Annotated in this window: 20 protein-coding genes; 13 read left to right on the top strand and 7 right to left on the bottom strand. The window is 31.3% G+C overall.

All coding sequences use genetic code 11. The features are described 5' to 3' along the window. The first annotated feature begins 19 nt into the window (after nucleotides 1-19). Nucleotides 20-2,017, top strand: a complete 1,998-nt coding sequence (locus ABNT22_RS06210; RefSeq protein ID WP_348715088.1) for an LTA synthase family protein — start codon at nucleotides 20-22, stop codon at nucleotides 2,015-2,017. Here the strand turns inward: ABNT22_RS06210 and ABNT22_RS06205 are convergent. From ABNT22_RS06205 to ABNT22_RS06185, 5 genes are read right to left on the bottom strand one after another with little or no spacing between them, the layout of a single operon-like run. Further along, nucleotides 2,014-2,580, bottom strand: coding sequence for a phosphatase PAP2 family protein (locus tag ABNT22_RS06205; RefSeq protein ID WP_348715087.1), 567 nt, complete (start codon nucleotides 2,578-2,580; stop codon nucleotides 2,014-2,016). The two genes, ABNT22_RS06210 and ABNT22_RS06205, sit on opposite strands and share 4 nt — an antisense overlap. A gap of 1 nt (nucleotide 2,581) precedes the next feature. Further along, nucleotides 2,582-3,628: a peptidylprolyl isomerase gene (locus ABNT22_RS06200; protein WP_348715086.1), complete on the bottom strand. Its 1,047-nt coding sequence runs from the start codon at nucleotides 3,626-3,628 to the stop codon at nucleotides 2,582-2,584. A gap of 60 nt (nucleotides 3,629-3,688) precedes the next feature. Beyond that, on the bottom strand, nucleotides 3,689-4,462 hold the full coding sequence (locus ABNT22_RS06195) for an FKBP-type peptidyl-prolyl cis-trans isomerase (protein WP_348715085.1): 774 nt from the start codon (nucleotides 4,460-4,462) through the stop codon (nucleotides 3,689-3,691). A gap of 2 nt (nucleotides 4,463-4,464) precedes the next feature. Next, entirely contained in the window at nucleotides 4,465-4,995 is a 531-nt protein-coding gene (gldI, locus tag ABNT22_RS06190; RefSeq protein WP_348715084.1) for a gliding motility-associated peptidyl-prolyl isomerase GldI, read from the bottom strand. Then, nucleotides 4,985-6,013, bottom strand: coding sequence for a bifunctional oligoribonuclease/PAP phosphatase NrnA (locus ABNT22_RS06185; RefSeq protein ID WP_348715083.1), 1,029 nt, complete (start codon nucleotides 6,011-6,013; stop codon nucleotides 4,985-4,987). Before ABNT22_RS06185 ends, gldI begins: the two co-directional genes overlap by 11 nt. A gap of 98 nt (nucleotides 6,014-6,111) precedes the next feature. Here ABNT22_RS06185 and ABNT22_RS06180 point away from each other — a divergent pair, with 98 nt between their 5' ends. Continuing rightward, the gene (locus ABNT22_RS06180) at nucleotides 6,112-6,531 is read left to right on the top strand and encodes a nucleoside-diphosphate kinase (RefSeq protein ID WP_028892988.1); all 420 of its coding nucleotides are present in this window, start codon (nucleotides 6,112-6,114) and stop codon (nucleotides 6,529-6,531) included. A 110-nt stretch (nucleotides 6,532-6,641) separates the two neighbouring features. Here the strand turns inward: ABNT22_RS06180 and ABNT22_RS06175 are convergent, their stop codons facing one another. Both ABNT22_RS06175 and recF read right to left on the bottom strand, forming a co-directional pair. Continuing rightward, nucleotides 6,642-6,938, bottom strand: a complete 297-nt coding sequence (locus tag ABNT22_RS06175) for a DUF721 domain-containing protein (RefSeq protein ID WP_348715082.1) — start codon at nucleotides 6,936-6,938, stop codon at nucleotides 6,642-6,644. Further along, complete coding sequence (recF, locus tag ABNT22_RS06170; protein WP_348715081.1) at nucleotides 6,939-8,021, bottom strand: DNA replication/repair protein RecF; 1,083 nt, start codon at nucleotides 8,019-8,021, stop codon at nucleotides 6,939-6,941. Between the two features lie 113 nt (nucleotides 8,022-8,134). On the opposite strand from recF, the gene ABNT22_RS06165 reads away from it, so the two are divergent. From ABNT22_RS06165 to ABNT22_RS06115, 11 genes are all read left to right on the top strand, one after another. Then, nucleotides 8,135-8,917: a tetratricopeptide repeat protein gene (locus tag ABNT22_RS06165; protein WP_348715080.1), complete on the top strand. Its 783-nt coding sequence runs from the start codon at nucleotides 8,135-8,137 to the stop codon at nucleotides 8,915-8,917. A gap of 5 nt (nucleotides 8,918-8,922) precedes the next feature. Further along, nucleotides 8,923-9,429: a 6,7-dimethyl-8-ribityllumazine synthase gene (gene ribH, locus ABNT22_RS06160; RefSeq protein ID WP_348715079.1), complete on the top strand. Its 507-nt coding sequence runs from the start codon at nucleotides 8,923-8,925 to the stop codon at nucleotides 9,427-9,429. Between the two features lie 195 nt (nucleotides 9,430-9,624). Further along, the gene (locus ABNT22_RS06155) at nucleotides 9,625-9,903 is read left to right on the top strand and encodes a riboflavin synthase subunit beta (protein WP_348715078.1); all 279 of its coding nucleotides are present in this window, start codon (nucleotides 9,625-9,627) and stop codon (nucleotides 9,901-9,903) included. 4 nt (nucleotides 9,904-9,907) lie between these two features. Continuing rightward, nucleotides 9,908-11,794, top strand: coding sequence for a DNA mismatch repair endonuclease MutL (mutL, locus tag ABNT22_RS06150; protein WP_348715077.1), 1,887 nt, complete (start codon nucleotides 9,908-9,910; stop codon nucleotides 11,792-11,794). Between the two features lie 84 nt (nucleotides 11,795-11,878). Then, nucleotides 11,879-12,655 carry a rhomboid family intramembrane serine protease gene (locus ABNT22_RS06145; RefSeq protein ID WP_348715076.1) on the top strand — a complete coding sequence of 259 codons (777 nt, stop codon included), beginning with the start codon at nucleotides 11,879-11,881 and terminating at the stop codon, nucleotides 12,653-12,655. A gap of 3 nt (nucleotides 12,656-12,658) precedes the next feature. Next, nucleotides 12,659-13,519 (top strand): rhomboid family intramembrane serine protease, encoded by an 861-nt coding sequence (locus ABNT22_RS06140; RefSeq protein ID WP_348715075.1) that lies wholly within the window; start codon nucleotides 12,659-12,661, stop codon nucleotides 13,517-13,519. Nucleotides 13,520-13,536: 17 nt separating this feature from the next. Beyond that, complete coding sequence (locus tag ABNT22_RS06135; RefSeq protein WP_348715074.1) at nucleotides 13,537-14,532, top strand: endonuclease/exonuclease/phosphatase family protein; 996 nt, start codon at nucleotides 13,537-13,539, stop codon at nucleotides 14,530-14,532. A gap of 41 nt (nucleotides 14,533-14,573) precedes the next feature. Further along, nucleotides 14,574-15,713 carry a geranylgeranyl reductase family protein gene (locus tag ABNT22_RS06130; RefSeq protein ID WP_348715073.1) on the top strand — a complete coding sequence of 380 codons (1,140 nt, stop codon included), beginning with the start codon at nucleotides 14,574-14,576 and terminating at the stop codon, nucleotides 15,711-15,713. 11 nt (nucleotides 15,714-15,724) lie between these two features. Beyond that, nucleotides 15,725-16,249: an N-acetyltransferase gene (locus ABNT22_RS06125; RefSeq protein ID WP_348715072.1), complete on the top strand. Its 525-nt coding sequence runs from the start codon at nucleotides 15,725-15,727 to the stop codon at nucleotides 16,247-16,249. Between the two features lie 12 nt (nucleotides 16,250-16,261). Next, nucleotides 16,262-16,417: a hypothetical protein gene (locus ABNT22_RS06120; protein ID WP_348715071.1), complete on the top strand. Its 156-nt coding sequence runs from the start codon at nucleotides 16,262-16,264 to the stop codon at nucleotides 16,415-16,417. Between the two features lie 62 nt (nucleotides 16,418-16,479). Next, nucleotides 16,480-17,805, top strand: coding sequence for a hypothetical protein (locus tag ABNT22_RS06115; protein WP_348715070.1), 1,326 nt, complete (start codon nucleotides 16,480-16,482; stop codon nucleotides 17,803-17,805). The last annotated feature ends 15 nt before the right edge of the window (nucleotides 17,806-17,820 follow it).

The following is a 17,820-nucleotide window of genomic DNA, read 5'->3' as shown; positions in this document are numbered from 1 at the left end:
CATTTTAAAGATTATCAAAATGTTCAAAAACGTACCTAATTACATTAAATACACCTTTGCTAACATTCTAGCTATCTTCATTTTTCTATTTACTTTACGATATATTTTCTACACTTTTAGTATAGATTTATCTGATGCCGCAACTAATGAAGTTAAAAGAGCTTATTTATTAGGTACAAGATTTGACATTAAACTAGCAGTTATAGCAGTTATTCCAATTGCTATTTATATATTTTCTATTCCAAACACATTTTTCAAAAGACAAATAGCACAAAAAATCAGTGTTACTTACTTTTCTATTGTACATTTTGTCTTATTGAGCTTTTATTTATTCGACTTTGGGCATTTCAGTTATTTAAACTTACGTTTAAATGCTTCTGCATTGCGCTTCTTTGAAAATCTAAAAATTTCTTCTCAAGTATTTTTTGAGAGCTACCCTGTTTTTAAAGGACTGATAGGTATCGTTCTTTTTATATTTCTATCAATAAAATTTAACAAGTGGTTATTCAGTCAATTCAAAAATGCAACAGAGAATACTAGTAAGAAGAAAAAAGCCATATTATTTGTTACAACTTTACTGATACTCGCTTTTGGAATTTACAATAGCTTTACTCATTACCCATTGAGATGGAGTCAAGCATTCTTTTCTAAAAATAAAAACATCAACCAATTTAGTTTAAACCCAGTTTTATACTTTTTTGATAGTTTCAAATTCAGATCTGAAGGTTTTGACATTGAAAAAACTAAAAAATATTATCCTGCAATGCGTACTTATTTAGGTATGCAAGGTGATAGTTTAAATTTTACAAGAACAGCTTCTTTTAAAGATTCTATTAAACATTCTCCTAATGTTGTATTTGTAATGCTTGAATCTACGGGGAATGCAGCATTAAGTTTTTATGGAAATCCTATGAACAGCACTCCAGTAATGGATAGCTTAATGAAAAAAAGTATCAACTTCACCAATCACTATGTTCATAAATCAACTACTGCAGGAAGTGTTTTTGCTAGTGTCACTGGTTTACCAGATGTAGATAATGTTAGGTCGGCTTCAAGAAACCCAAATGTTATAAACCAACGTATATTATTGGATCAATTTAACAATTATGAAAAGCTTTATTTTTTAGGTGGTAGTGCTAACTGGGCCAATATTAGAGCTGTTTTTCAATCTAATATTAATGATTTAAAAGTTTTTGAAGAAGGAAGTTATGAAAACGAGAATAGAGCAGATGTTTGGGGAATTGACGATTACGATCTTTTTAAAGAAGCTGACAAAGAGTTAAAAAAATTACACAATCAAAAAACTCCTTTTGTTGCCTATATTCAGACAGCTACCAACCATATGCCTTTTACAGTTCCTGATACAAAAGAAACTTACCAACCTTTAAAAGAAGAAAACATTAACAAACAAACTTTAGAAAAGTCAGCATATAGATCTTTAGAACAATTGAACGCATTACGTTATTTAGACTTTAATGTTGGTAAGTTCATTGAAAGAGCTAAAGCATCTGGATATTTTGACAACACCATATTTGTATTTTTTGGAGACCATCAAGGAGGTATGAAAAAGATTACTCATTTTAAAGAAAATGAAGATAAACTAGGGATTTTAAGACACAATGTTCCTCTTTTTATTTATTCACCAAAATACGCCGCTCCACAAACCATTAAAAAGAACATAAACCTAATCGATATTGTTCCTACTACCATGGAACTTGCGCGCATCGATTACACCAACTATACCTTAGGTATTAATGCCTTAGACTCAACATTAACCAAACCAGCTTCTTTTATTTACAAAAATATAGAAGGAGAACCATCAGCTGGGTTGATCATCGACTCATTATATTATTACAAAACAACCACTACAAAAAAACAAGGTTTGTACAATTTAAATAGTACAAACCTTGAAAATATTTATAAGAAAAAACCACTTATCACTCAAAGCATGGATAGCTTACTAAGTGGATTTTATCATAGTACCAAATACCTTTACTACAATAACAAAAAGAATTAATCGAAAATTCTTTTTGTTAGAATAGAGTGTAATTTATAAAAAACAAAACCTATAATAGTTCCATTTATAGCTCCTACTGTTATATCTGTAGGATAATGAACTCCTAAATAAATTCTACTGTAAGCAAATACAATAGGAAATAAAAATATCAAACCTATATATTTTGGATACTTATTTCTTAGCAAGAAAAATATAAATACTGATATTGTCATTGATGAAGTTGCATGACCCGAAGTAAAACTAAAACTTTTAGGAGAAATCAACTTTTCTCTTAATAAATGACTTATTGTAGCATCATTAATAGGTCGAAGTCTTTCAAATACTCCTCGAATAAAATTTGTAAACTGATCTGAAAAAGTAATCATTACCGCAATAAACAGCATCAAAAACAATCCCTTTTTCCATCCAAAGTTTTTAAAAACCAGATACAATATAAAAGCAAACAGAGGTATCCAATTAAATTGATTCGTGATAAATAACCAAAAACCATCCCATTGCTCACTTCCTAAATTATTTAAGAAGATCAGTAACTCTCTATCTTTTTGTAAAATATAATCTAACAAACTACTTCCCTACTTTTAATACTTCTACTTCAAAAACCAAATCAGACTTACCAGGAATAGGTCCATAACCACCTTCACCATATCCTAAATAATATGGAATAAAAAAGCGTGATTTACCACCTTCCTTCATAGTTTTTACTCCTTCTTTCCACCCTGCTATTAATGGCATATTAGCATCATCTAACGTAAATGTAAATGGAGTTTGTTTATCCAAAGATGAATCAATTTTTGTACCATCATCTAAATACAAAGTGTAGTGTACTGTAGTTGGAATTGCTGGATTCACCTTCTTCCCATCTCCTTCTTGAAGTTGTAAAATTTTAAGCCCAGAATCTGTAGCTGTAGATTTATGAATTTCTTTTTCTTCCTGAAATTTCATTTTCTTTAATCGAATCATTCGCTCTCTTTCTGCTTTACGCTCTTCTACTTTGGCAAATTCTGCTTCAAAAACAACAGGAGCATCAAACTTTTTAGCATCCTTACCTACCCTAATAATATCCACTTTACTAATAAAATCATCACGTTCTACAGCATTCACAACATCTTGACCAATACTAACCTTTCCAAAAACTGAATGTTTTCCATTTAACCAAGGTGTTTCTTTATGTGTTATAAAAAACTGACTAGAATTTGTACTTGGTCCAGAATTTGCCATCGACAATACTCCTGGCCCATCATGAGGGTATATTAACTTAGCTTCTTGATCCATCGGAAATTCATCATCAAATTTATATCCTGCATTACCTCCTCCGGTTCCAGTAGGGTCTCCTCCCTGAATCATAAAGTCTTTAATCACTCTATGAAACTTAGTTCCATCATAAAATGGCTTCCCCTTAAGAGAATCAGTTACTTTCGGGTGATTCCCTTCAGCCAAGGCTACAAAATTAGCTACAGTCATTGGTACTTCTTTTTCATAGAGCTTTACCAATACATCTCCTTTATTTGTTTGTATATCTGCATACAAACCATTTTCTAAATCCGGGTATTTTACTGATTTACAAGAAACAACAATCAGCGTTAATACCAATAAATACTTTACAATTCTCATCTTTTAAAGGGTGTTTAAGTAAAAAACACCAACTTAAAAGTTGGTGTTTTTAATATTTTATTAGTGTCCGTGTCCATCTCCTTTTGAGTGACCCGCTCCTAAATTGTCTTGTACAACTTCCATTAGTTCTACTTCAAAAACCAATGTTGAAAACGGCTTAATGTGTTGACCTCTCTGTTGATGTCCATAAGCCAATTCTTGAGGAATAAAGAATTTATACTTAGCTCCCGGCTTCATTAACTGAAGTCCTTCCGTCCATCCTTTAATTACCTGTCCTATTCCAAACTCAGATGGTCTCTCTCTATTTTCGTTCGAATCAAAAACAGTTCCGTCCGTTAAAGTTCCTTTATATAAAACCTTTACTCTTTGGTTTCCAGTAGGTGCTTCTCCTGCTCCTTCTTTCTCCACTATATATTGTAAACCACTTGCCGTAGTTTGAACTCCATCTTTAGTTTTATTATCAACTAAAAATTGCTCGTTCTCTTTCTTATAATCTGCAAATTCCTTTTCAGCTTTTTTCTTTTGCTCTTCTTGCATTTGCTTCATTTTCTCTTGTTGTTTCTTCTGAAAATAAGCTCGCAAAACTTCATTTACGTCTTTAGTTTCAATCAACATACTTGTCGAGTCCATCCCGTTCTTAAAACCTTGAACAAATAAGTTTTGGTCCATTTCATCAAAATTTGCTTTGATTTTCACAGCCATATCTAACCCTAATGAGTAGCTTACAGAATCTAATTCATTATCTAGAGAGCTTTTCGCTTTGAAGCCTCCATTATTACAAGAAACAATTGCCATACCTGCGATTGCTACTGCTAAAACTTTAGTTAATTTCATTTTTAATTGCTTGATTTAATATCTATTAAAGTAACTGTACTTTTTATTGGTTGATTAATTCCTATTTTATTTCCATCTCCTGAGACTCCAAAAGCCACATATGACGGAATCACAAATGTAATAGTTTCTCCTTTTTTCATCAACTTTATTCCATCTTGTAAACCAGGAACAAAATCTTCTTTATCCACTTTATACGTTCTTTCTTGTTTATTATAAAGTGTATCTCCACTCATACTGGTTATATCAAAAGCTATTTGAACAACATCTTCTAACTTAGGGGTTGTTGTATCTACTGTATCCTTGACATGATACATATACCAAAACCCTAAAGGCGATAACTTATAATCATTTACCGTATCTTGAACAATCCATTTTTCTAAACGCTTCTTTTCTAAGCTATTTAGTTTTTTACTCTTCTCAAGAATTTCTTTATAAAAGTTTTGCGTTCCATGCCCTTTTGGTCTTCTCGCTTCAGGTTCTTTGCAAGAAAACAACAATATAAAACACACTATTGTAGCTATTCTAACTTTCATAACTCGTTAACAACTCCTCTTTATATGTTGGTAATAACGTCTTAAATTTTTCTATAGTATCTTCTAATCCACTCGTGCTTCTACCTCCTGCAGCATTATCATGTCCCCCACCATTAAAATGATTTCTTGCAAACTGATTTACGGAGAACTTACCCTTAGACCTAAAAGAAATTTTCACAATTCCTTGCTCCTTATCTTCAATAAAAATAACTCCAAAGACTATTCCTTTGAGAGACAAAGCATAATTCACTACCCCTTCAGTATCTCCTTTTTCATAATTGAACTTGTCTTTTTCTTCTTGAGATAATGAGATAAATGCAGTTTTATATTCTGGTAATATACTCAAATTACTTAATGCTTGTCCTAATAATAAAAGTCTATTGTATGAATTCGCATCATGCACATTACTATGAATACGATCATTTTCAGCACCTTTATCTATTAAATCAGCTATTATCTTATGGGTTTGACTTGTTGTTGAACGAAAACGAAACGAACCCGTATCCGTCATAATACCAGTATATAAACAAGTTGCTATGTTTTTATCAATCATTGCTACATCTCCCATCATTTCAATAAAATTGTATACCATTTGACAAGTTGATGACATAGATGTATCTGAATACATATATGCAAAATCATCTGGTTGTTGATGATGATCAATCAAAGCAAAATCGTGTTCATATTTCTCTAAGGTATTTTTCATATCATCTCCCACCCTATGGAGTGCATTAAAATCTAAAAGAAAAATAATTTCAGATCTTCCTAAAGCTTTCACTGACTGATTATTTTGTCTATCAAAACGCTTTACTGTTTCCGACCCAGGTATCCAGTGCAAAAAATCTGGATATTCATTTGGCATCAATACTTGTACTGTATGCCCTTTTTTATCTAAATAATGTTTTAAACCTAAAGTAGACCCTACGGCATCCCCGTCAGGGTTCTTATGTCCAATCACCACAATATTTCTTGGTTTTTCAAGAAATTCTCTTAACTCTTCAAATCGTTTTAAAATCATAAGTGGCGAATATACAATTAAATTAAAAAAAATATGTAATTTCGCGCCGATTTGTACGAGTAGTACAATTCACATTTAACATTTTGAAACTTATACAAATGGCAACAAATAGAACTTTTACAATGATTAAACCAGATGCTGTTGAAAACGGACATACTGGTGCTATTTTAGAAAAAATCAACGCTGCAGGATTTAGAATCGTGGCTATGAAAAAAACTCAAATGACTAAGCGTGACGCTGAAACTTTTTACGGAGTGCACAGTGAGCGTCCATTCTTTGGTGAATTAGTAGAGTTTATGACTCGTGGACCAATTATTGCTGCTATCTTAGAAAAAGATAACGCTGTTGAAGATTTTAGAACTTTAATTGGTGCTACTAACCCAGCTGAAGCTGCTGAGGGAACTATCCGTCAATTATACGCTACTTCTATCGGTGAAAACGCTGTTCACGGTTCTGATTCTGATGAAAATGCAGCTATCGAAGGTGCTTTCCATTTCTCAGGAAGAGAGATGTTCTAAGAAAACAACTTCTTAACATATATTAAAAACTCGATACAACATGTGTCGAGTTTTTTGCTTTAAATAACCCAAGTTAATATAAGCTACACTGAGCATTATATGAGTTCTTTTTAGACTAGCATTAATCTTTTCACCAAATCTTCTCCCATTTCGTGATTTAGCATATTGATGATTTTCTCTTTTCCGTAACTCAGTTCTTCTCTTAGTACAGAAGAAGTTAAACGAACGATAAGAGTTCCGTTTTGAAGCTTTACTTCACTTGTATATGAAGCTACTCCTGCTCCCATCAATTTCTCCCAAGCTTCCTCAATATGCATTTTCTGGAAACCTTTTTTCAAATTATTCTCTTGAATAAAACTTCCCATTAAATCCTTTATAGAAAAACTATTATTTTCTCTTTTTGCCATCTAACTTAATTTAAAAACTTGGTATTCTTGATTACTTTGCTTTATAACTGTTTCTGTTCTATCTGCATGTGTATCGGTGATAAAAATCTGACCAAACTCATCATTATTTACTAAATCAATAATATGGGCTACACGATGCTCATCTAATTTATCAAAAATATCATCCAACAATAAAATCGGAGTAACATTTGATTGCCTTTTAATAAACTCAAACTGCGCCAATTTTAAAGCGATTAAGTAGGATTTTTGTTGTCCTTGAGACCCAAATTTCTTGATAGGAAACTCTCCTATTTCAAATCCTAAATCATCTTTATGTATTCCTACTGTAGTATACTGAATTATTTTGTCTTTTTCTAAACTTAATGTCAATAATTCTTCAAATGATGTTTCATGCAACTGACTCTTATATCGCAAATTCACTTCTTCATTCTCTCCTGATATCACACGATGTTTTTCATTAAAAATTGGCACAAACTCATCTAAGAAAGCTCTTCGCTTCTCGTAAATAACTTTTCCGTACTCTACTAATTGTTCATCATAAACTTTCAAATTCAACGCGTCAAACGTTCTATTGGCTGCAAAGTACTTTAACAAGGCATTTCGTTGACTCACCACCTTATTATAGTTTATTAAACTTTGTAAGTACTTTTTATCTTGTTGAGAAATAACTCCATCAATAAATTTTCTACGAGTATCACTTCCTTCTACAATCAAATCTCTATCTGCAGGAGAAATAATAACTAAGGGTAATTGACCTATATGTTCTGAAAATTTTTCATACGCCTTTCCATTACGCTTCAACACTTTCTTTTGTCCACGCTTTAAAGAACATAAAATTTTCTCATTTCTTTCACTTAACATATACTCACCTTCAATCATAAAAAAGTCTTGTCCATGACGAATATTCTGTCCTGCAATCGAATTAAAATAACTTTTCGCAAATGACAAATAATAGATTGCATCTAGCACATTGGTTTTTCCAATACCATTATTACCAACAAAACAATTTATCTTCTTTTGAAATTCAAAAGTTTGCGATTCAATATTTTTAAAATTCACTAGTGATAGCTTCTGCAAATACATGTAATACGAATGTTTGAGAAAAGAAAGCGCAAATTATCGAAATTTTACGAATAATCGGTTTTTAAAATCCAATTAAAAAAACTATTTTTGTCGCCACTAATTTTTAAGCAATTATGGCTACATACAAGAAAAGAGGTTATAAACCTAAGAAAGAAAAGGTTGTTCAAGAAGTAGAAGAAACATTTGATGAAACGCAAAGTACAACGGCTGAAGTATTTAATACCTTAGACGAAACTGCCAATAAATCAGAAGAATGGATTGAAAAAAACAGCAAACCTTTATTCTACGGATTAGTTGTAATAGCAGCTTTAATTTTAGGTTATTTAGGTTACAATAAATTCATTGCTGAACCAACTGAAAAAGAAGCTTCTAATGAATTAGCTTTCCCTAGAACGTTCTTTGATCAAGCGGCAACTGCAGCTGGTGTTAAAGCAGATTCTTTATACAATTTAGGTTTAGAAGGTGGTGATGGTAAATACGGATTCATTGATATTGCCTCTACTTTTAGTGGAACAAAAGCAGGAAACTTAGCAAACTATTACGCTGGTATTTCTTACTTAAAAATGAAAAAGTATAAGGAAGCTATTGACTACTTAAGTAAGTTTGACTCTGATGATGAATTATTAGGTCCAACAGCATTGGGTGCTATTGGTGATGCTTTTGCTGATATCAATCAATTAGACGACGCTTTAGACTACTACCAAAAGGCAGCTAACAAAAAAGACAATCAATTTACTTCTCCATTATTTTTATTTAAAGCAGGTCAAATTGCAATGGAAGTAAAAAATTATAGTACAGCTGAAAAATTATTCTCTACAATTAAAGAGAAGTATTCAAACTCTGATCAGGGTAGAGATATTGAAAAATACATTAATGCTGCTAAATATGCACAATAATTAATATGGCAACAACAAATTTATCTCATTACGATAAAGCTTCAATCCCAAATGCGAAATCTTTTCGATTTGGGATTGTTGTTTCTGAATGGAATCCTGACATTACAGGGAACCTTCACAAAGGAGCAATTGACACACTTTTAGATTGTGGAGCTACCAAAGAAAATATCATTTCCTGGGATGTTCCTGGAAGTTTTGAATTGGTGTATGGTTGTAAAAAAATGATTGAATCTCAAAAAGTAGATGCCATCATTGCAATTGGAAATGTAATTCAAGGAGAAACAAAACATTTTGATTTTGTTTGTGAAGGAGTTACACAAGGAATTGTTGACCTAAATATCAAATATGACATCCCTGTGATTTTCTGTGTATTAACAGATAACACTAAGCAACAATCTATAGATCGTTCTGGTGGAAAATTAGGAAACAAAGGAGTAGAATGTGCTGTAGCCGCTATTAAAATGGCTGCAATTAAAAACACTGGGACTTCTACTTCAGAAATTGGTTTTTAATAAGCTACTCGCTTAAACAATATAAAGAAAAGTCAAGAGATATACTCTTGACTTTTTTTATACAATCAAATATCTCTTAAACATACTATTTATAAACATTTTTTGACCACCTTTAATTTATTCAGTAACTTTGGATTTCATCTTATTTTGGTGTAATTTTTGATTGTTTTACACTTAAAATACACTTTTCTATTTATGGGATTTATTAAGAGAGAAAATAAAAAGTTTGATTATCAACCTCGCTATTACAAAGGTGAAAATCCATACAAATTCAAACACAAATTTGATGAATATAGGAGTACCGTTGGTAAACGCAAAGGGATTAAAGGAAAGTTCAATGCTGCCATAGAGGAATTTAAAAACTCTGAATATGGGGGATTGAATAAAACCATTGTAATAACTATTGTTATTTTGATATTGCTTTTCCTTTATATTATTGATTTTGATCTCTCTATTTTTATACCAAGAAACTAACTAAATGTCTGATATCATACAATTACTACCTGATCACGTAGCGAATCAAATTGCTGCAGGAGAAGTTGTTCAACGACCTGCTTCTGTTGTAAAAGAACTTATTGAAAACGCTATTGATGCAGGAGCTACATCTATAAAATTATTACTTAAAGACGCTGGAAAAACCTTAATTCAGGTAATTGACAACGGTAAAGGAATGAGTCAAACAGATGCTCGTTTAAGCTTTGAACGTCATGCTACCTCAAAAATTAAAGATGCTCAAGATCTTTTTAACTTAAATACAAAAGGATTCCGAGGAGAAGCTCTAGCATCTATTGCGGCTATTGCACATGTAGAGTTAAAAACAAAGTTAGAAAACGAAGAGCTTGGAACTCAAATTAAAATTGAAGGTAGTAAAATAACTTCTCAAGAAGTAGTTTCTACAGCAAAAGGAACTAGTATTGCCGTTAAGAACTTATTTTTCAATATTCCTGCACGCAGAAACTTTTTAAAATCAGATACCATTGAAACACGTCATGTAGTTGATGAGTTTCAGCGTGTGGCATTGGCACATCCAGATATCAGTTTCTTGTTGCATCATAACAACAATGAAATTTACAATTTACCTAAAAGTAATTTACGTAAACGTATTGTAGGTATTTTTGGAACAAAAATGAATGAGAAGTTGGTTCCAATAGAAGAACAAACTGACATTTTAACCATTACTGGATTTGTAGCAAAACCTGAGTATGCCAAGAAAAAAAGAGGAGAACAGTTCTTTTTTGTAAACGATCGTTTTATTAAAAGTTCCTATTTAAATCATGCTGTTGTAAATGCTTTCGAAGGACTGTTAGAAGGAGGATCACATCCATCATATTTTTTATACTTAGAGGTACCTCCTAACAGTATTGATATTAACATACATCCTACTAAAACAGAAATCAAATTTGATAATGAGAAAGCGCTTTATGCAATTTTACGTGCTACTGTAAAACACAGTTTAGGACAATATAACATTGCTCCAGTTTTAGATTTTGATAGAGATGCTAATTTAGACACTCCATACGATTTGAGTAAGGTTACTTCGGCTTCTATGCCCAAAATTACGGTAGACCCTACTTTTAATCCGTTTAAAAACGACCCAACCCCTACAGAACCTATTAAAACGAATAGTACTAGCTACACCTCAGGCTCTTCAAACTCTTCGGGTAGTTCAAATAGTTATACTGCGAACTTTAAAAAAGATCATGGAAATTGGGAAGCTTTATATACAAATACTGAGTTCGAACCAATTGCTTCTGTAAGTTCTCAACAAGAACAATTATTTGAAAGTTCTCACGAAACAGAAACAGGAAAAACTTTTCAAATCCAAAAGAAATACATCTTATCCTCTATAAAATCTGGAGTCGTTCTAATACATCAATCATTGGCACATCAACGTGTGTTATATGAAGAATTTTTAGAGAGTATTACTGTAAAGGAAGCTAGTAGTCAACAATTATTGTTTCCTGTAAGCATTTCATTTTCTTCAAATGATATTGAAATGATTTACAGTATCAAATCAGATTTGGAAGGAACTGGATTTGTTTTTGAAGAATTTACCAAAGAGAGTGTGGTTATTCGAGGAATTCCGACTTCAATTACAGAAAGTCAAATTACTTTTATTTTGGAGCAGTTATTGGATGATATGAAATTAGAAGTTCCTGATACTAGTTTTAGTCATTTTGATATTATGGCAAAATCTTTTGCAAAATCATTGGCTATTAAAACAGGAACTACCTTATCAAATAAAGAACAAGAAAACTTAGTAAATGATTTGTTTTCTTGTAAAGAACCTAATAGTTCACCATTTGGAAAACCAATTTTTAAAACGCTCACTTTACAAGAGATAGATACTATTTTTAACAAATAAATAGTATTTAAAAGTAATTTTTTAAATGTTAAAAAAATAAATTTGTAAATAGTTCGCTATAAAAAGAACATAAAACAAAAAACAATGCCAAGATTAACAGGTGCTATTAAGCATTTAATACTAATTAACGTTATTCTATTTGTTGCCCCTCAATTGCTTCAAATGGACCTAACCAACCTATTTGCTTTACATTTTCCGCAAAATGAGAATTTTGGTTTTTGGCAGTATGTAACCCATATGTTTATGCATGGGAGCTTTCCTCATATTTTATTTAACATGTATGCTTTATGGGCCTTTGGAACTCCATTACAACAAATGTGGGGAGAAAAGAAGTTTTTATTCTTTTATTTTTCTGCAGGAATTGGAGCTGGATTGATTTATACACTTGTAAATTATTATCAATTTAACAGTATTTATGAACAGTTGTTATCTTCAAAAATAACTGAATCTGAAATTTCACTAATACTTGACATTTCTGCTCAAACTACCCAAGATTTTATTAATCAATGTAATACTATCTTATCTAAAAACACGAATCTGGTACCATATCAAGGGCTAGGAGACAACCTGATAGAAATAAGTAATTTATTTAGTACTCCAGCAGTTGGTGCTTCAGGGGCTATTTATGGTGTTTTAGTTGCTTTTGGGTTAGCCTTCCCTAACGCCAAACTGGCTTTAATATTTTTACCCATCCCTATTGCTGCAAAGTATTTCATTCCTTTAATGATTTTCGGTGATTTATTCTTTGGAGTAACAAAATACTCTATCGGTAATATAGCTCATTTTGCACATATTGGTGGAGCCATTATTGGATTTATAATTGCATGGTATTGGAGAAAAAATCAATTTAGACGCTTTTAACGAATGGACTTCTTGGAACACATAAAACATCGCTTCAAAAACGCTGGTATCATAGAAAAGCTTATCTATGCCAACCTAGCTGTTTTTTTATTGGTTTTTTTAGCAAATACATTTAGCTATCTATTCCAATTTAATAGCAATATTTTGGTTGAATGGTTTTCGTTACCTGCTAACCTGAATGATTTTATTCATAAACCATGGACTATCATAACTTATGGATTTTTACATGCTAGATTTTTACATATTCTGTTCAATTTAATCGCTCTGTTTTTTATTGGACATTTATTCAAACAGTATTTTACATCAAAACAACTTTTAAACTTTTATATTCTTGGAACAATAGTAGGTGGACTTATTTTTATGATCAGCTACAACACGTTTCCAGCACTCCAAAAAGACTCTCATAATAGTATTTTATTAGGAGCTTCTGCAGGAATATCTGCCATATTTATTGGGATAGCCACCTATATGCCCAATTATGAAATTAAATTCCCGTTAATCGGTTTTGTAAAACTTTGGATATTGGCTGCTATTTGGATCGCCATAGATATCATTCAAATTCCTGCAAGTAATGCAGGTGGACATTTAGCACATTTAGGGGGAGCCCTATTTGGTTTTTTATATGTTAACAAAGCAAGTAATAAAGAACTTGATATTTTTTCTCCATTCAAAAACCTCTTTAAAAAGAAAGAAAAACCTTTAAAAACCGTCTATAAATCGGGGAATAAAACCCGAAAGAAAACAGGAACAAAAACGCAAAATCAGCAAGAAATTGATGCTATTTTAGATAAAATTAGCAAATCAGGCTACGACGCTTTGACCAAAGACGAAAAAGAGTTTTTATTTAAACAAGGAAACAAATAGAAAAGAGAAGAATATTCATGCGTAAAATTGTATTGTTTTTGAATTCAATTTTTGCGACAGCTTTATTGCTTTCGTATGTCCTTCCGTATATTTCTCCCAAAACAATTCCTGCTTTTGCGGTTTTTAGCTTATTCGTTCCTTTGCTTATCATTATCAATGTTTTATTTTTAATTTATTGGTTGATTAAACTTCATAAAAACTTCATTCTATCTGCCTTAATTTTAGGGATTGGTTGGTTTATTGCGCCACCATTTTTCAAATTTTCTAAAAAAGATGTCGTACTCAATAATGATTTAAAAGTAATGACCTATAATGTACGCTTGTTTAATCATTACAAACATGAAGAGGATGAAAGTACCGAGAAAAAAATATACCAGTTTATTAATAACCAATCTCCAGATATTGTGGCTCTTCAAGAGTTTTACAACTCTAAGGACTTGGATATAAAACTTAAATATAAATACATCAAAACAAAATCTAAATCAAACAAATTTGGTTTAGCAATCTACTCTAAATACCCTATAATCAACTCCGGATCTTTGAACTTTGAACACAGTGCTAACAATACAATTTTTGTTGACATTCTTAAAAACAAGGATACGATTCGCATCTATAATGTACATCTTGAATCGTTAAAAATTAATCCGAAAAAAGAAAACTTTGGAGAAAAAGATTCTGAAAAATTGTTCAAGCGTTTGCAAAACGGGTTCAAAAAACAAGTAGCTCAAACAGAACGTATTTTAAAACATGAAGCTTCTTGGAAAGGGAAAAAGGTTATGTGCGGCGATTTTAACAATACTGCCTACTCATGGGTGTATCAAAAATTATCAAAAAATAAAAAAGATACATTTATTGAAGCTGGTTTTGGATTAGGAAAATCGTTTCGATATATATATCCACTTCGTATAGACTTTGTTTTTACTGATACCAAGGCAACTATCAATCAATTTAAAACATTTAACCAAATTAAATTTTCCGACCACCACCCTATTCTTACCAGAATGCATTGGTAATTACATCAAAAACTGTATTTTTAAACGCAAAAATCAACAGCATGCAAACATTTGATGTAGCCATTATTGGGAGTGGCCCCTCAGGAGCTTCTACGGCATTTCATTTAGCCAAAAATGGAATTTCTACTGTAATTATAGAAAAAGAAACCCTACCTCGTTACAAAACCTGTGGAGGAGGATTTGTTTTTAGAGGACGAAAAGATTTACCTTTTAATATTGATTCTGTAGTTGAAAAAGAGTTTCATACAGTTGACATTTATCTTGGTAAAAAGCTACACTTTCAAACACATAGAGAAGACCCTACTATTACAATGATCATGCGAGATTCTTTTGATAATCTCATTGTTGAGAAAGCAAAAGAATTAGGATGTACTATTTTGGAGAACCATAAACTTAAAAAGTTACAATTTGAAAACGATCAAATTGTTTTAGAAACTTCAGAAGATAAGATTACCGCGAAGTTTGTTATAGCTGCCGATGGTGCTTTAAGTCCAACAGCTAAAATGGCTGGATGGAAAGAAGATACTAGAAAATTGATTCCTGCATTAGAATATGAAGTTGAAGTACCAGAAGAAGATTTTGAACGCTTATCAAAAGAGGTACGTTTTGATATTGATGCAATTCCTTATGGCTACGCATGGAACTTTCCTAAGAAAAATCATCTATCTGTAGGTGTTGCTTCTGCGAGAAGAACCAAAATAAATTTAAAAGAATATTATCAAGAATATTTAAAAACAATTGGTTTAACCAATATTGTAAGTGAATCGCAGCATGGATTTCAAATCCCCGTTGCTCCCCGTACAGATGGTTTTGTAAAAAACAATGTTTTTTTAATTGGTGATGCAGCTGGTTTTGCGGATCCGATTACCGCCGAAGGTATTTCCAATGCTATTTATAGCGGAAAATTAGCTGCTGAAGCTCTTATTGAAAGTGAATTAGATTCTGAGAAAGCTTCTCAATTGTACATAGAAAAACTAGAAGAAAAGTTATTACCTGAAATTGAGACAGGCTTATGGCTTTCAAAATGGTTTTATGAGCAAAAGACTGTTCGAAATATTTTATTGAAAAAATATGGACAACGTTTTGCTGATGCCATGGCAGATGTTTTTCATGGAAAAAGAAGTTATCCTACAAATATTAAACAGCGAATCAAGGAAAAGATTAAAGAACTGGTGTTTTAAAAACTCATAACGTGATTATACGTCAAGAAAATCATTATGATTTTAAAGCTGTCTTTAAATTAATTGAAGAAGCCTTTAAAAATGAACCTTTTAGTGATCAAAAAGAACAATTTCTGGTAGAGCGTTTGCGAAAATCAGATGCTTTTATTCCTGAATTGTCTTTAGTCGCTGAAATTGATAATATTGTTGTGGGGCATATTTTAGTGACTAAACTGAAAATTAAAAATGAAACGAACGTTTTCGATTCATTAGCTCTTGCTCCTGTATCTGTTTTACCAAAATTTCAAGCGCAAGGTATTGGAGGAAAATTAATTTTAGAAGCTCACAAAAATGCTAAAGAATTAGGACACACATCTATTGTATTATTAGGGCATGCACATTACTATCCTAAATTTGGTTACAAACAAGCACATACCTTTGGAATTAAACTACCTTTTGAGGTTCCTAAAGAAAATTGCATGGTTATTGAACTAATAGAAAATGGGTTGAAAGGTGTTCAAGGTATTGTTGAATATCCAAAAGAATTCAGCGAATAAAATTTTTTAATTATGAGTAAAACTACACAAAATCTTGTTGTTGGAATTGGAATTGCCTCTATCCTATTTGCTATTTATGGTATTATTAGAGGGGGTGAACTAATAGATGCTGTAAGTGGCATTACCATTGGAGTAGCCTTAATCGGAACCATTATCATTGAAAATTGAAAGAAGAAGTAACTTTTTAACATTTATTCTTTCTAATATATTTAGTCAAAAAATTGCTTAAAATGAAATCTACTAAATTAATTTTTCTGTTAGGAATCTTTAGTATTCTAACTTTTTGTAAAACCAAGAACTCTGAAAAAAGATTGTCTGTAACAGAAGAAAAAAACAAATCTGATTTACTAATTCCAAACAATGATTTAGATCAAAAAATAAAGCTACTTGAAATTGAACTGCGCCATACTCCAATATCAGAACTCGATTCTATAAAACAGGTTTGTACTAAAATATTTAATTTAGATAAATATAACGAAACTGCCATTTATTATTTAGTTGAATCATATAGATATCCTTTTGAAGACCCTATTATAAATACATTCGAAAAAAACAAAAATTTTAATTCTCTGACAAAAAACAACTATAAAGATTCCTTAAACTTATTTTTTAAGAAGTTAAGAGAGAATGACAAATCAAACCCAAAACCTCTTATTCTAGAGGCTAAATATAAATTTGGAAGAATACTCTCTTACGATTCAATTAAAATAAAACCATTAGAAAAAGCTTTAGCTCTAGATAAGAATAACATTGAAGCAAACCTTTTATTGGGTGAAACTTTTTACCATATATTCAATAATGAATACAAGAAAAACTCTAACAATCCCAAACTAAAAAACTTAGCTACTAAATCTTTTAATTATTTGCAATTAGTTTTTAATTTGGAGAACTCTAGTAAGAGTTTACTAAGATATACTTTAATACAATTAGCTAATTATTTAAACTATTCGGAAAAATTAATTTATTATAAAAAATATCAAGGAAATTCAACATTATTTTTTCCTTTAAAAACCTTTGGAAGTTTTCCCATAAACTGGAATAGAAACTATCAAATAAATGTTATTAATGAAATAGAGATTTCTCAGTTTGTTAATAAATGGTATTCCAATCATTTAAAAGCGATGGAAGAACCCATTCTTTTTGATAATAGCTCAATAACAAACTCCTTTCGTTTTACTTGGTTAAGAACATTTCATAATCCAATTATAGTTAGACTAGATAATAAAAACGGTCAAATATTTCTTACTTGGAAAGTATGTGATGGAGCAGGTGGTTATGAGCCTGGAAAAGTAATAATTAACGTGCAAAAGGAATTACCTTTAGAAAAGTGGACAGAATTTCAAAAAATAATTTCATCAATTAATTTCTGGGATACACCTACTATATTGGATGAATTTCCGGGCCATGATGGGTCTCAATGGATTCTTGAAGGTGTTACAGAAAAACAATATCATGTAGTGGACAGATGGACTCCTAGAGGTACCGCTTACGCAAAATGCTGTGATTTTCTTCTTAATTTAACAGATTTGAAAATAAAAGCAAAGGAGAAATATTAGATATTCATTTTATTA

It is taken from the genome of Tenacibaculum sp. 190130A14a (assembly GCF_964048965.1).
GTDB classification, from domain to species: domain Bacteria; phylum Bacteroidota; class Bacteroidia; order Flavobacteriales; family Flavobacteriaceae; genus Polaribacter; species Polaribacter polynesiense.
This window is presented reverse-complemented; position numbering and strand designations above follow the sequence as displayed.